At 34.4% G+C, this 14,544-nt stretch carries 6 protein-coding genes and 9 pseudogenes; 5 read left to right on the top strand and 10 right to left on the bottom strand.

Annotated elements, in window-relative coordinates; all coding sequences use genetic code 11:
• Position 1 precedes the first annotated feature (1 nt).
• The 3 genes and pseudogenes from NBW36_RS01990 to NBW36_RS01980 form a co-directional block, all read right to left on the bottom strand.
• Positions 2-820 carry an SLC5/6 family protein gene (locus NBW36_RS01990; protein ID WP_250238794.1) on the bottom strand — a complete coding sequence of 273 codons (819 nt, stop codon included), beginning with the start codon at positions 818-820 and terminating at the stop codon, positions 2-4.
• Between the two features lie 67 nt (positions 821-887).
• Positions 888-1,769, bottom strand: a pseudogene (locus NBW36_RS01985) (IS982 family transposase).
• Positions 1,770-1,864: 95 nt separating this feature from the next.
• Positions 1,865-2,300, bottom strand: a pseudogene (locus tag NBW36_RS01980) (IS6 family transposase); the annotation flags it as partial.
• A gap of 482 nt (positions 2,301-2,782) precedes the next feature.
• Here NBW36_RS01980 and NBW36_RS01975 point away from each other — a divergent pair.
• Positions 2,783-3,664: pseudogene (locus NBW36_RS01975) on the top strand (IS982 family transposase).
• Positions 3,665-3,676: 12 nt separating this feature from the next.
• Here the strand turns inward: NBW36_RS01975 and NBW36_RS01970 are convergent.
• A pseudogene (locus NBW36_RS01970) lies at positions 3,677-4,075 on the bottom strand (IS6 family transposase); the annotation flags it as partial.
• A 110-nt stretch (positions 4,076-4,185) separates the two neighbouring features.
• On the opposite strand from NBW36_RS01970, the pseudogene NBW36_RS01965 reads away from it, so the two are divergent.
• Together NBW36_RS01965 and NBW36_RS01960 are read left to right on the top strand one after the other, a co-directional pair.
• Positions 4,186-4,395, top strand: a pseudogene (locus tag NBW36_RS01965) (IS982 family transposase); the annotation flags it as partial.
• A gap of 453 nt (positions 4,396-4,848) precedes the next feature.
• Positions 4,849-4,956 (top strand): annotated as a pseudogene (locus NBW36_RS01960) (IS6 family transposase); the annotation flags it as partial.
• 148 nt (positions 4,957-5,104) lie between these two features.
• Here the strand turns inward: NBW36_RS01960 and murB are convergent.
• From murB to NBW36_RS05450, 6 genes and pseudogenes are all read right to left on the bottom strand, one after another.
• On the bottom strand, positions 5,105-6,127 hold the full coding sequence (gene murB / locus NBW36_RS01955) for a UDP-N-acetylmuramate dehydrogenase (protein ID WP_250238790.1): 1,023 nt from the start codon (positions 6,125-6,127) through the stop codon (positions 5,105-5,107).
• Positions 6,128-6,466: 339 nt separating this feature from the next.
• Positions 6,467-7,891 (bottom strand): annotated as a pseudogene (locus NBW36_RS01950) (IS1634 family transposase); the annotation flags it as partial.
• Between the two features lie 213 nt (positions 7,892-8,104).
• A complete protein-coding gene (locus tag NBW36_RS01945) occupies positions 8,105-11,008 on the bottom strand; it encodes a hypothetical protein (RefSeq protein ID WP_250238787.1) in 2,904 nt (967 codons plus the stop codon).
• A gap of 185 nt (positions 11,009-11,193) precedes the next feature.
• Positions 11,194-11,813, bottom strand: a pseudogene (locus NBW36_RS01940) (IS256 family transposase); the annotation flags it as partial.
• 16 nt (positions 11,814-11,829) lie between these two features.
• A pseudogene (locus NBW36_RS01935) lies at positions 11,830-12,711 on the bottom strand (IS982 family transposase).
• 80 nt (positions 12,712-12,791) lie between these two features.
• Entirely contained in the window at positions 12,792-12,917 is a 126-nt protein-coding gene (locus NBW36_RS05450) for a hypothetical protein (RefSeq protein ID WP_256465593.1), read from the bottom strand.
• A gap of 335 nt (positions 12,918-13,252) precedes the next feature.
• Here NBW36_RS05450 and NBW36_RS01930 point away from each other — a divergent pair, with 335 nt between their 5' ends.
• Both NBW36_RS01930 and NBW36_RS01925 read left to right on the top strand, forming a co-directional pair.
• Positions 13,253-13,717, top strand: a complete 465-nt coding sequence (locus tag NBW36_RS01930) for a nucleoside deaminase (RefSeq protein WP_250238784.1) — start codon at positions 13,253-13,255, stop codon at positions 13,715-13,717.
• Between the two features lie 45 nt (positions 13,718-13,762).
• Positions 13,763-14,401, top strand: coding sequence for a superoxide dismutase (locus tag NBW36_RS01925; protein ID WP_250238781.1), 639 nt, complete (start codon positions 13,763-13,765; stop codon positions 14,399-14,401).
• Positions 14,402-14,544: the final 143 nt, after the last annotated feature.

Here is a 14,544-nt window from a genome sequence, read left to right as displayed (position 1 = left end):
ACTAAACAAACTGACATATAATAAAGACCTCTTTTGCTTGATTAGCTTCAGAAGACATATAGACCCTTTGCATAATTGCAGATGACCCTATATCAGGAACCATAATACATAAACACATTGTAATCATACGTACTAGATTAGTATCAAAATGGCATAGACTACTAAACTGAAATTTTTCTTGCGTTTGTAGTAAAGAAACCACTTCTATAACAGATTTACCTGTTTTTTTTAGCACAAAACAAGCTAAAAATGGAATAATTATAGTAAAGATCAAAAACTGCAATATATGTGTAATGGTAACTGTATGCACACCTCCAAAAATAGAATAGAAAATAAAGATTAAGGCAGCAAAAATGGTGACCATTTGGGCATAAAACAAATCTAGATCTACACACATGCTAATGGCTTGGACCATTGCGATAATTTGCATAGTAATGCCAACAATAGACTGACCAATACAAACCAGAGCTGTAATAATCCTTGGGTACTTGCCATAGACATTACCCATCGTCTCTGCAATAGAAAGGTTTTGCATAAATGGCCCCATACGTAACATCAATCGACTAAAGAGCCATATGCTGAAACTATTCACAAACAGACCAAGAATGATCCAAAAAAGACCAAGTTTATAGACATATTGTACATTACGAATCGACCCTCCTGCACCATAATATGCAGCCAATACCGTAACCACTAAAGTAGCCGTAGCAAATTGTTTATGCCCTACTGCATACTCTCGAAAGGTGGTTGCTTTGCTACTAAAATAAATACCTGCCACCAAGGTTAATACCAAAAAAGCTCCCACTATAAACAGGGGCATATTAAAGCAGGCCATAAAAAAAAGCGTTAAATAACGCAAAAAAAATACTTAAAACCTCAGTTCGGGATTAGACGTATTGTGAACCAGTCATATATATATTAGTTATAGAAGGTTTTTTCTCTTTTAGTGCATAAGCTGTAATTCCAGCTATCAAATTGACTAGAAAATTAGGTATGCTTCTATGCCTGGAATGTTCTATCTGGCTAATATTTTTGAGATGATCTATAATAGTTTCAATTATAGATCGTTTTCTAAGCATCAGTTTATCCCAGAGTGGCATAAAAGCATTTTTCATATTTTTTCTGATCTGGGTAATGAGTTCCACGCCTTTCTCGATCAGTTTTTCAAATAAATCTTTGCTTATGTAACCTTTATCGGCAAACATTTTACCCATGAAGTGTTTACATAAATTTTCTACAGGAAGCCTATCATTAGTTTTACCTGTGGTCAGTTGAAAATTCATAATTTCTCCTAAATCATTGACTATCAAGTGCAACTTTAATCCAAAAAACCAACCGATGCTGGTTTTACCTTTAGTAGCAATCGATTTAAAAACCCTGTGCGTATAGGCTCTTTTGATATGGCAAACCTTGATGGCTGTTGCATCCACAAAATAACAATCTGTTTTTGTTTTAGAAAGACTTTGTGTAAAACAGTACAAGGGAACTAACGTTCTTTGGATCAGTTCTATAAATCTATTCTAGCTTACTAATTTTCCAAATTTACTAGAATGAAATTGCTGTAAATGAATATAATAAGACTTAAAATTTCTAAAACCAATCACATGAAAGGCAATAAGAACAGTCATTATTTCACTCAAAGTTAATGAACAAGTTCTAGTGGGTTTTCTTTTAGAGTTGGTTAACAGTTGTTTTTCCATATACGGCATAAACTTTATGAGAAATTCATCAACAGCATAATATATTTCAACTAATTTTTCTACATTCATAACTGGCTCCTTTGGATAATCTGGTTAGTATTTTTTTATCTCCAAATTTAAAACACAAAGAAGCTTTTTAAAGCTATTTTTTAACAAGCTAATCCCGAACTCGGGTTATTACCATTTTTGTCAATTACTACTTTCTTAGGAATATTATTTTCTGTGATCGCCTTACGAAAAAAAGAAAAAGCTGCAGACTTGTCTCTATGCTCAGATAGAAAAAAGTCAACTGTATCACCATAACGATCTACTACTCTATATAAATAGATCTACTTCCCGTTAGGTCTCATCCATTCTCTAACTACCACCAACTGGTCGTTTTCTTTTGCTTACTGCTTCATCTATAAGAGGAACAAACTTAATAACCCATCTTTGTAGCGTAGAATGATCAACTCTTGCGCCTCTCACACGCATCATATCTTCCAAATCTCTATAGCTCAAGGAAAAACGACACTTCATCTAAACAAATAACAGGATGACTTCTGCTGAAGAACAATAGCCCTTAAAATAAGGTAATAATTTGGGCGAAATATTAAACATAATAACTACTTTTTTAACTGAAGATACTAAATGATTTTTTAGAATAAACGCGACAGAACCGTAAAAAGTGGTATACTTTTTCTATTTTTTTGGATTTATATCTAACAATCTTTATTATGCAATTTCTATAAACGTGAGTTCGGGATTAGATTATTTTTTCATTTGATAATCAATATTAATAAAAATTTATAAAATTTGTTTTATAGACAGTTAAATGGGTAGTTGAATAATAAATAATTCTGATAATCAGTTTATTATATATATTATATTTATAAAATTAGATATAAAAACTTGTTAAATAGGTGTAAATATTAACTAAATAATTGATATTAAATTGTTGTAAATCAGTCAAATAAATCCCGAACTGACGTTATAAACCTGAGTTCGGGATTAGCTTGTTAAAAAATAGCTTTAAAAAGCTTCTTTGTGTTTTAAATTTGGAGATAAAAAAATACTAACCAGATTATCCAAAGGAGCCAGTTATGAATGTAGAAAAATTAGTTGAAATATATTATGCTGTTGATGAATTTCTCATAAAGTTTATGCCGTATATGGAAAAACAACTGTTAACCAACTCTAAAAGAAAACCCACTAGAACTTGTTCATTAACTTTGAGTGAAATAATGACTGTTCTTATTGCCTTTCATGTGATTGGTTTTAGAAATTTTAAGTCTTATTATATTCATTTACAGCAATTTCATTCTAGTAAATTTGGAAAATTAGTAAGCTAGAATAGATTTATAGAACTGATCCAAAGAACGTTAGTTCCCTTGTACTGTTTTACACAAAGTCTTGCTAAGACAAAAACAGATTGTTATTTTATGGATGCAACAGCCATCAAGGTTTGCCATATCAAAAGAGCCTATACGCACAGGGTTTTTAAATCGATTGCTACTAAAGGTAAAACCAGCATCGGTTGGTTTTTTGGATTAAAGTTGCACTTGATAGTCAATGATTTAGGAGAAATTATGAATTTTCAACTGACCACAGGTAAAACTAATGATAGGCTTCCTGTAGAAAATTTATGTAAACACTTCATGGGTAAAATGTTTGCCGATAAAGGTTACATAAGCAAAGATTTATTTGAAAAACTGATCGAGAAAGGCGTGGAACTCATTACCCAAATCAGAAAAAATATGAAAAATGCTTTTATGCCACTTTGGGATAAACTGATGCTTAGAAAACGATCTATAATTGAAACTATTATAGATCAGCTCAAAAATATTAGCCAGATAGAACATTCCAGGAATAGAAGCATACCTAATTTTCTAGTCAATTTGATAGCTGGAATTACAGCTTATGCACTAAAAGAGAAAAAACCTTCTATAACTAATATATATATGACTGGTTCACAATACGTCTAATCCCGAACTGAGGTTAGGAATATTATTTTCTGTGATCGCCTTACGAAAAAAAGAAAAAGCTGCAGACTTGTCTCTATGCTCAGATAGAAAAAAGTCAACTGTATCACCATAACGATCTACTGCTCTATATAAATAGATCTATTTCCCGTTTAGTTTAACATAGGTTTCATCCATTCTCCAACTACCACCAACTGGTCGTTTTCTTTTGCTTACTGCTTCATCTATAAGAGGAACAAACTTAATAACCCATCTCTGTAGCGTAGAATGATCAACTCTTGCGCCTCTCATACCCATTATCTCTTCCAAATCTCTATAGCTCAAGGAAAAACGACACTTCATCTAGACAAATAACAGAATGACTTCTGCTGAAGAACAATAGCCTTTAAAATAAGGTAATAATTTGGGCGAAATATTAACCTGAGTTCGGGATTAGCTTGTTAAAAAATAGCTTTAAAAAGCTCCTTTGTGTTTTAAATTTGGAGATAAAAAAATACTAACCAGATTATCCAAAGGAGCCAGTTATGAATGTAGAAAAGTTAGTTGAAATATATTATGCTGTTGATGAATTTCTCATAAAGTTTATGCCGTATATGGAAAAACAACTGTTAACTAACTCTAAAAGAAAACCCACTAGAACTTGTTCATTAACTTTGAGTGAAATAATGACTGTTCTTATTGCCTTTCATGTGATTGGTTTTAGAAATTTTAAGTCTTATTATGTTCATTTACAGTAATTTCATTCTAACGTGAGTTCGGGATTTATTTGATTGATTTACAACAATTTAATATCAATTATTTAGTTAATATTTGCACCTATTTAACAAGTTTTTATATCTAATTTTATAAATATAATATATATAATAAACTGATTATCATAATTATTTGTTATTCAACTACCTATTTAACTGTCTATAAAACAAATTTTATAAATTTTTATTAATATTGATTATCAAATGAAAAAATAATATAATCCCGAACTCACGTATTAAGTATCCTGAGAGAGTTGTGCAAGGTTTATGAAGAAGACTATCGGACCGCCGTATTCGGGAAAACTGAACGCACCTTGGGATGAGAAGGGAATGGGTAAACAATGAAGAATCAAGTTAGTCAGCTACTGTATTGCGAGCAATCAGAAGCAATAGATATGCTTAATTTTAAGTGGTCCAACCATTTCTTTACTCTAGACCATTGCAGGGATAGAAAACATTCCTATGATTCAAAAAGGACAAGTAATCGGAGCTAAAAATCATCTTTCTACTTTTGAGAATTTTGTTATGCTAATGGCCGAATAATAACCAATATATATCCAAAACTTCACTTAAAAGAAAAGACGTTACTAACGAAAATATAGAAGCGACAGAACCGACACAGTTCATTGAACACTTCCAGTAATGTAGATAAAACCTACAGATCTGGTATTGCTTGGTAATTCTTGGTTGATTATTCAACCACGTCTCCTACAATGTTAACTTCCGGTATGAGCGTGATATTAAACTGATTTTTTACTTTTTGTTTGATTTGGGTAGCTAGATCTATAATATCTTTACCAGTAGCTCCTCCATAGTTTACGAGTATAAGTGCATGTAACGGATAGATACCTGCATTTCCTTGACGTAGGCCTTTAAAACCTGCCCTTTCTATCAGCCAGGCTGCTGAGATTTTTATCTGTTCTTTATTTTGTGTGCTGAAAGCAATTAGTGAGGGATATTGCTGCTTAAGCCATTGATAGTGTGCCATAGATATCAAAGGATTCTCAAAAAAGCTACCTGAATTACCCAAAATAGCAGGATCTGGTAGTTTTTGTTTTCGAATGGCAATAATGGCATCACTTATTGCTTTAAATGACAATTGCTTAATCTCCATTTTTATTAGCATGTTTTGGATGGCTTCATATTCTATAGAAAATTTTTTCTCTTTATGTAATGCTAGCGTAATACCTGTAATTAAATACTGATTTTGCCATTTTGTCTTGAAAAAGCTTGTTCTATACCCAAAGCCACATGCTGAAGGTTTAAAAATTGTTTTTTTTCCAGTTGCTAATTCGATTGCCTCAATAGTATCCAGTACATCTTTAAGTTCTATACCATATGCGCCTATATTTTGTATAGGCGCGCCACCAACCGTACCCGGAATAAATGATAGGTTTTCTATGCCCCCATACCCCTTTGTTATACAGAATAGGACAAGTTGATGCCAAGGCACACCTGCCGCTGCCTTAATCAGGACTTTATGGAACGTTTCTTCTATTACTTCCATACCAGGTAGTTGAACATGAAGTATGTAGCCAGGAAAGTCTCTCGTAAATAGTGTATTGCTGCCACCACCTAAGATGTAAAAATGACTTTGTATTACATTTACTGCAGCACAAAAATCCTCTATGTCTTTTAGACTATTAAACTGAATATAATCAGCTGAAAATGCTGGAATCTTGAAACTATTTAATGATTGTAAGGGAAAATGCATCGCAAAGTATTATAAAAACAAAAAATAGGTGCCTGTTTAGCCACTGCTCATATTCCGCATCAACATCAGACTTCTTTAGGAATTTATTATAGCATCTAAACTTTGCAACGTAAGTTCGGGATTAGATTATTTTTTCATTTGATAATCAATATCAATGAAAATTTATAAAATTTGTTTTATAGACAGTTAAATAGGTAGTTGAATAATAAATAATTCTGATAATCAGTTTATTATATATATTATATTTATAAAATTAGATATAAAAACTTGTTAAATAGGTGCAAATATTAACTAAATAATTGATATTAAATTGTTGTAAATCAGTAAAATAAATCCCGAACTTACGTTATATACCATTAAACATAGCGTTATAATCATCATCAGGGCTTGTATACGACTCTCTTTTTTTAGAAAGACAGAGGATACCTCGAAGGCATTACCTTTAATAAATCGAAACGCTTGTTCTGTTTTATGCTGATCCTTATCCTCCTGGAACATTTCCTGATCACTTAAAGCCTTGTTATCTAGCTGATTAGTAGCCAAAATAAATCGCCCCTGTTGGGAACGCAATACAGCTATTCTGCACTCATTAGCAACTAGTCTCGTACGTAATTTATAACCTATGACAGTAGGTTTGGTATCCTTTTTAGGTCTTCCTTGTCCACTATATTGGGTAACTTCTTCCACTTGTGTGACGGCTAAATCATAGTATCTCAATGGTTTACTGAGTAAAGCAAGTGCTTTTTCCCCATCAGCTTTCCAAAAGAACAACTGATTTTCAAATCGATCAATATTTTTAAGTGTGTTAAGGTATTCTTGTTCAATATGTCGATCTAGGATAGCTATTTCTGAGGCATAAGCCTGTGCTGAGTATACCAATAACCAACGCTGCTCTAGGCCCTTATACAACTGTTTAGAGGAAGTAATCTTACATCCGTTCTCTATTACTTGCCAAGTAATGGCCTCATTAGGTGTTTGTAAGTAGGCTTTAGCTTGATTAAGCTTAGCAGGAACTTTTGAAAGCCAATGGATAGCTGGATTATCCGCTACACACTTTTCATACATAGCGCTATCGCCTACAAATAGAAAGGCAGGGGCAGCCTTGAGTTGCTTACAAAATTCTTTCATACGTTTAGCTGCATGTTGCAGAATGATCTTATCAGAAGCGTTTCCATTATGTGCTTCCATCCAGATAAGAAAGGCACCTGCACCTGTGGTAGCCAAGTTGAGAACCATCTGTTTTAAGTTCGGTCTGCCTTCCTTGGAATAACCATAGGTAATCTTAAAATCATCTGCACCTGGTGAAGCAGGATTATTTGCAGCCGATTGCTCATAATCACCAAATACAGTTAAGGTAGTAGTATCTAAACGTGCTGTTTTACCTAATAGATTAAATTGTGTACCAATCTGGAATGCGATTTGGGAAAAAAGTTTGGTTAGACTATATTCCGCAATAGCGTCTAGACAACGCCCTAAAGCGTCATCATTAAACATTTCTGCTGTAATATCAGGCCTAAATAACTTATCTACAGGTTTATTAGATAAGAATTCTGGAAACATATAAAGTCGATTGTCCATAAATCCTAGCCCATTGAGTATCATGGCAGTGACCCGCTCTCCCATCGTTGCTTTAGCTCCTTTTTCTTGTGAGACTGGAAGGCATTCATCTATTTTTTGGATCGATCCAATTTTATCTATTACACTGGAAATTAATCCTAAATGATCTAGGACTAAGCTGCCTATAATTTGTTCTTCTTTTAACATTCGAATACATTAGTAAACTAATGACAGAAAAATTCAATCCAATTAGTTTACAAAAGATTAAATTAAAATTTATCTATGATCCTGGTGCGGAATATGAGCACTGGCGTCTATTTAAGGATTGCATCTTTACTAAATCCTTCTAAAAACATCCTCCTCTAATGGTCGTATGCTGCTTTTTGATCCAGCAAAAGGTAAGATAAAAATAGATTGCAATCAATCATTTACATGCAATATCCCGAAACTTAGTTTAGGTAATGGAAACTGGCACTTCCAAACATTATCCTGCTTTTTAAAAAAAGGAAAATCTAGCAAGACTTGCACAGCAGGTATGTTTTTACTAGCTAGAAATCTACTTAAAAAATAAAGTTTTGTACCTATAGTGATAGTGTCTTGGCAATTATCTGAAAGTATATAGGCAACTTTACCTATGGACTCTGTCAGATGTATTTTTATAGGTTCAACCTTATAACTATAATAACCTTCGATCCATATCTTCTCTAAAAACCAAATAAGCGGTATACCACACTCTGGATAGCCCCAAGGAAAACCATACACTAAGTTAATACATGGTGTCCAATCCAATTTATGACCGGGTTTTTTAAACCATTCAATAGTTGGACTTAAACTACAATAGTGGTGATCGACAATCCCTGGGATGTAAAATTCAATATTAAAATAAAGCCTATTTTCATACCATGTTTTTAATAACCTAGGACTCTCTTTTGCATACTCAAAACCTATACGAAGTTTTTGGCACCAGGGTGGATGAATATCCCTTTTGCTTTTAGTTGAGGAATTGGTTATACTAAAGGCATATTTTTCAGTATGATCTTTTTTTTTATTTCGATCAGATGGGCTTAGACGTATTGTGGCCTCTAAATATGCTTCCCCCGAAGAACTGCCTAAAGTGAAATAATAAGGCAATTTTATGCCTAAACTTAATTTTGGTTTCCAGTAGGGTATTTCACTTGGTTCACACAGGTATAGAGCACTATCCCTAGAGATAACTGCTGTTTTCATACTTTCCCATCTATACCTAGCAGCTTTAATATCTACTTCCAAGATTGGATACCAGGTTGTATAGCTTACTTTTAATCCTACTTTTCTGGTCATATATTCGTATATATATCTAGGATTCCTAACCTTATTAGATATATCATTAGATATATCCCAATTTTCGTACCAATAGGGAGTGGCTTTCAGGATATTCTCTAGGTTTACTAATGCAAAAGGTTCGAGACTTGTCTCAAGCCCACCATGATCCCAATTGGTTTTTTTTAAGTTTGCTCCAATAAAAGCAAGATTATCTTTTGCAAAACAGTATTTAGTCAGGGGATATAGATGGTTGGGAACTTTTGTCAAAATATCACTGTTCTGTTCTTGTACAACCAATGGCTCATAATACCCTACAGACCTATCCTTTACTGCCCCTAGAGGTGTCCATAAAAGAGGATCAAAAGGCATCACAACTATATCCATACCATTTTTAGTATAATCATTAAAAACAAGTTGATGGTTTATAGGATACACCATTCCCAAATAAGCCCCATATTTTCTTGAGGTAACTTGAAAACAAGCTTTTGTAGGCAAATGCATCGCATAAATATTATCAATACCATTGTACGAGCTGTTATAGAGCAAATAGTCTTTATATATCCTAGGGTAGCTTCTATGCTCGTAGGTGTAAGGCAAGAGTATTTCTGCTTTACTGGTAGCCACATTGATCCGCAAAATGCTATTTTGTTGATTCTTGGTTTTTACTACTATTACATAGTCTTCACCAGACCAACTGGGCGTTAAATAATAACCCTCATCGGGGTTATCTATTTTTTTGACCACTTTACCAGACTTCATTTCTAAAACAACCAGAAGATGTTTACCGGTTTTGTCAGTTGTTACGGCAACCAGTTGATGGGTATTAGGACTCATGGCTAATGCAGTATACCTACTGCTTGAAATAAGGGTGCGCCTTTTTTTCTGTTTAAAGTCGTAATATTGTAAACGATTGGTTTGCTTATTCTCTTGCCAAGGATGGCTACACGTTTCTAGCCAGGCTGCACACCCTTCTCCTATAGCAAAAGCAGCGGGTGGGAGGCTATTATCCTTTATAAAGTAAAATATAGTCTTGTCTTTTCGCAAAGATGAAAATATTTTTTTCGATGTAGCGGGTTCAGTAAGGGAGGTCCTAACCTGTACCAGTTGAGGACGCAAACCTATACCTGTTTTCCAAGCCATCAGGTTACCTGATGCGTCAATAAATGGATTAATATAATCAAAGCTATCATTGGGTTTTTTAATGGTAAGCTGAGTTCCAGGCGTGATCTTTAACCCCTCTAGCTGCTTTTGCCAACTAAGCAACAGCTCTTGGTTCATATCCTCATATACCTTTAGTATCGACTTTTTGGTAACCTTTTTTAGGGCATGGTAAAATCCAAAGAAAGGCATACTGCGAACGCTTTTTTCAAAAATAGATTTGATGGAATCTGCACCATATTTTCTTCGGATATGTGTAGTAAAATAATACCCTATGTGGTATTCAGATGGCATTTCATGTTGCAAAGAGCCAAACAATTGTCTGTCGAAACTAGCTGTACCACGTTCTAGAAGGTTGACCCTGTATATCTTTTCCCACTCAGGTAAACGGCCTCGACCAGCTTTTGAAAGTGCTGTTTCTATACCAACCGCATCACCTTCCTTGAAAAATTTGGGAACACCGCATGGGGTAATAAGATTGCATCCAAAGTATAAGAGTCTAAGCCAACGAGGCGTACTATAGTATTCAATACTATGTTGTACTGCATGCCTAAACTCATGTATGCACAACATATTGAACCAATTAGCATTGCCAATAAAATAGGGATCAGAAGGGTGTAAGGTATAAAAAGATATATGGCGTGGAAGATGTTTAAAATATCCATTCAGCAGAGTAGATCCATTATTGACTACTAAGCGAATAGGACTAGGATATACGCCCAATGTTTTAGAGACAGGTTGATATATTGTTTCTAACGTGTTGGCTATACGCTGTGCTGAGTGAGTGGTACTTTTATCAAACAAAATACTAAAATGAGGCGTTCTTATTTTTTCCTTAGCGTGGAGAAAAAAACTAGGTAACAAAAAAAATAAAAAATGAACAATAGCAATAAAATATTTTTGCTTCTTGTGCTTAAAAAAGATGCATAATAAATGATATGGAAACATATAAAAGTAAACGGAAATAACATCTATTGAGTTGATATACCGGACTATACTGGACTGATTTATTCTAGGAAGTGTTCAATGAACTGTGTCACAGTACGGCCCTATCTCAACTCGAACTTTAACCTACCGGGAAAAAAGATGTCGAGCTGAGATATCGTTAATGCCCATTCTCGCACGGGCATAGTCCACTTTTCTTCCATCTTTTTTATGGCACAATATACTAATTTATACAAGGAATTTATACTGGTAAATGCCCCCTTTGTCTTAGTAAATTGTCTAATCTGCCTTTGCAAGCTTTCTATGGGATTGGTTGTATAAATTAGCCTTTTGACAGGACCTGAATACCTAAAATAAGCAGATAAATGCTCCCAATTATTTTGACAAGATTTGGTAACCATCTGATACTTTTTTTCCCATTTTTCTTCCAGTTCCAATAGATAATGTTCAGCAACTTCCTTACTTGAAGCTTGATATATTTGCTTTAAATCAGTTAAAAAAATTTTACATCTTTGCTAGCTACATACTTGAGTGTGTTGCGTATCTGATGTACTATACAGACCTGAACTTGTATATTAGGAAAAGCGGTATTTATGGCTGAAGGGAAGCTTTTTAGGCCATCAACGCAGACAATAAGGATATCTTCTACACCCCTTTCCTTAAGTTCGTTAAGTACACCTAGCCAGAAGTTAGCACCTTCACTTTCAGACAAATAGAAGCCTACTAACCTCAGTTCGGGATTAGACGTATTGTGAACCAGTCATATATATATTAGTTATAGAAGGTTTTTTCTCTTTTAGTGCATAAGCTGTAATTCCAGTTATCAAATTGACTAGAAAATTAGGTATGCTTCTATGCCTGGAATGTTCTATCTGGCTAATATTTTTGAGCTGATCTATAATAGTTTCAATTATAGATCGTTTTCTAAGCATCAGTTTATCCCAGAGTGGCATAAAAGCATTTTTCATATTTTTTCTAATCTGGGTAATGAATTCCACGCCTTTCTCGATCAGTTTTTTAAATAAATCTTTGCTTATGTAACCTTTATCGGCAGACATTTTACCCATCAAGTGTTTACATAAATTTTCTACAGGAAGCCTATCATTAGTTTTACCTGTGGTCAGTTGAAAATTCATAATTTCTCCTAAATCATTGACTATCAAGTGCAACTTTAATCCAAAAAACCAACCGATGCTGGTTTTACCTTTAGTAGCAATCGATTTAAAAACCCTGTGCGTATAGGCTCTTTTGATATGGCAAACCTTGATGGCTGTTGCATCCATAAAATAACAACCTGTTTTTGTTTTAGAAAAACTTTGTGTAAAACAGTACAAGGGAACTAACGTTCTTTGGATCAGTTCTATAAATCTATTCTAGCTTACTAACTTTCCAAATTTACTAGAATGAAATTGCTGTAAATGAATATAATAAGACTTAAAATTTCTAAAACCAATCACATGAAAGGCAATAAGAACAGTCATTATTTCACTCAAAGTTAATGAACAAGTTCTAGTGGGTTTTCTTTTAGAGTTGGTTAACAGTTGTTTTTCCATATACGGCATAAACTTTATGAGAAATTCATTAACAGCATAATATATTTCAACTAATTTTTCTACATTCATAACTGGCTCCTTTAGATAATCTGGTTAGTATTTTTTTATCTCCAAATTTAAAACACAAAGGAGCTTTTTAAAGCTATTTTTTAACAAGCTAATCCCGAACTCAGGTTACCTAGCTCCATCATACCCAAATGCTTATCAAGTCCATTGCACCCCGCTTGGGTGCCTAGTAAAAGTGCACCAACTGCTGGAAATATTGTTTTTGACAATATAAAACCCTTGCGGATCGATTTGTTTTTGTTTATATCCATAGGCGTAATTGATTTTCAATTATAGTTTAATGTAGTGCAGGTCCATGCCATAAAGAGAAGATACCAATAGATGAAGGACACACCTATATGGTAAATAGACCGCTTGGTGCATGGGTTTTACCATGCCATACAACTACTACTTGTAATAACTCTTAAATAGGCTGATCTTCAATGAAATATTACTAAAATATATTGCCAATTCCAATATACTTTGTGTAAGTGTAGCCTAAACTTTGCTAAATTAGCCGTACTTAAATAGTCTACTAAACTATGTGCCATCAAATGCGTATTACATGAGCCGCATACAACCTGTCAATGACGATGCTTTCTTTATGCAAGCAGCGTTACAAGAAGCAACACGTGCAGCTGAATTAGGAGAGGTGCCGGTTGGAGCGGTGATTGTAGCGGATCATAAGATTATTGCACGTGCCTATAACCAAGTAGAACGACTAAAAGATCCAACGGCTCATGCAGAACTATTGGCCATAACTGCTGCTGCTAATTATTTCAGTAGCAAATACCTCCTTAACTGTACCCTATATGTTACCCTAGAACCCTGTATCATGTGTAGTGGTGCACTCTACTGGTCTCAAATACAGCGACTTGTTTTTGGCGCTAGTGACCATAAAAGAGGCTATCAAACCCTTTCTAAAGCTGCGCTGCACCCACGAACAGCAGTCCAACCAGATATTTTAGCAAAAGAAAGCAACCAATTGCTGATTTGTTTTTTTAAAAAGTTAAGAAACACTATATTGTAGCACAACAAGCTAATTGTATTCTTTATTCTATAAACGTAAATGCTTATGATTCTTGCACTTCCCGCCTTGCCTTATGCCTACAATGGATTAGCACCCTACATAGATGCCCAAACTATGGAGATCCACCATACCAAACACCATCAAACTTATGTGGATAAACTCAATCAGGCTATAGCCGGTACCGCAATAGCAACCGCAGAAGGAGCCGAAATATCGGTATTGACCCACCTTCTAAAAGATATAAGCGCCTACCATACTGTTGTGCGCAACAACGCTGGTGGCCACTTTAACCATTTATTTTTCTGGGATAGCCTGAAACCTAATGGTGCCCAAGCACCTGGAACAAACTTATTGCATGTATTAGAAAAATCATTTGGAAGCTTTCAAGGATTCAAAGAAGCTTTTACAGCAGCCGCAGCAGCACACTTTGGTTCTGGATGGGCTTGGCTATCTGTAGCTAAGAAAGATGGTAGTTTGCTTATTTCTACAACCAACAATCAAGATAATCCACTTATGAACACCACCCCTGTTCAAGAACAAGGTGTGCCTATTTTAGGACTAGATTTATGGGAGCATGCCTATTACCTTCTTTACCAAAATAGACGCTTGGCCTATATAGAAGCTTTTTGGAAAATTATTTACTGGGAAGTAGTGGAAGGTAGATATATGGAGGCAACACAATAATAAAAAGCTGCATAACGCCAATCATACATAAAGGTATAGACGCAAACTGGTACAAGGTATCCCTTTGCCCATAAGCCATTATTTAGTTCTTTTTTATGTTCTTTTTCAGTGCCTTTTTGTAAATTTACCTATTCACTTAGCAA

Source organism: Cardinium endosymbiont of Oedothorax gibbosus, from assembly GCF_936981045.1.
Lineage (GTDB): Bacteria > Bacteroidota > Bacteroidia > Cytophagales > Amoebophilaceae > Cardinium.
This window is presented reverse-complemented; position numbering and strand designations above follow the sequence as displayed.

What these genes read in the sequence shown, in the direction of transcription:
- NBW36_RS01925 (WP_250238781.1), top strand. Translation starts at nt 13,763, where the DNA reads ATGATTCTTGCACTTCCCGCCTTGCCTTATGCCTACAATGGATTAGCA.
- murB (WP_250238790.1), bottom strand. Translation starts at nt 6,127, where the DNA reads ATGCATTTTCCCTTACAATCATTAAATAGTTTCAAGATTCCAGCATTT.
- NBW36_RS01930 (WP_250238784.1), top strand. Translation starts at nt 13,253, where the DNA reads ATGAGCCGCATACAACCTGTCAATGACGATGCTTTCTTTATGCAAGCA.
- NBW36_RS01990 (WP_250238794.1), bottom strand. Translation starts at nt 820, where the DNA reads ATGCCCCTGTTTATAGTGGGAGCTTTTTTGGTATTAACCTTGGTGGCA.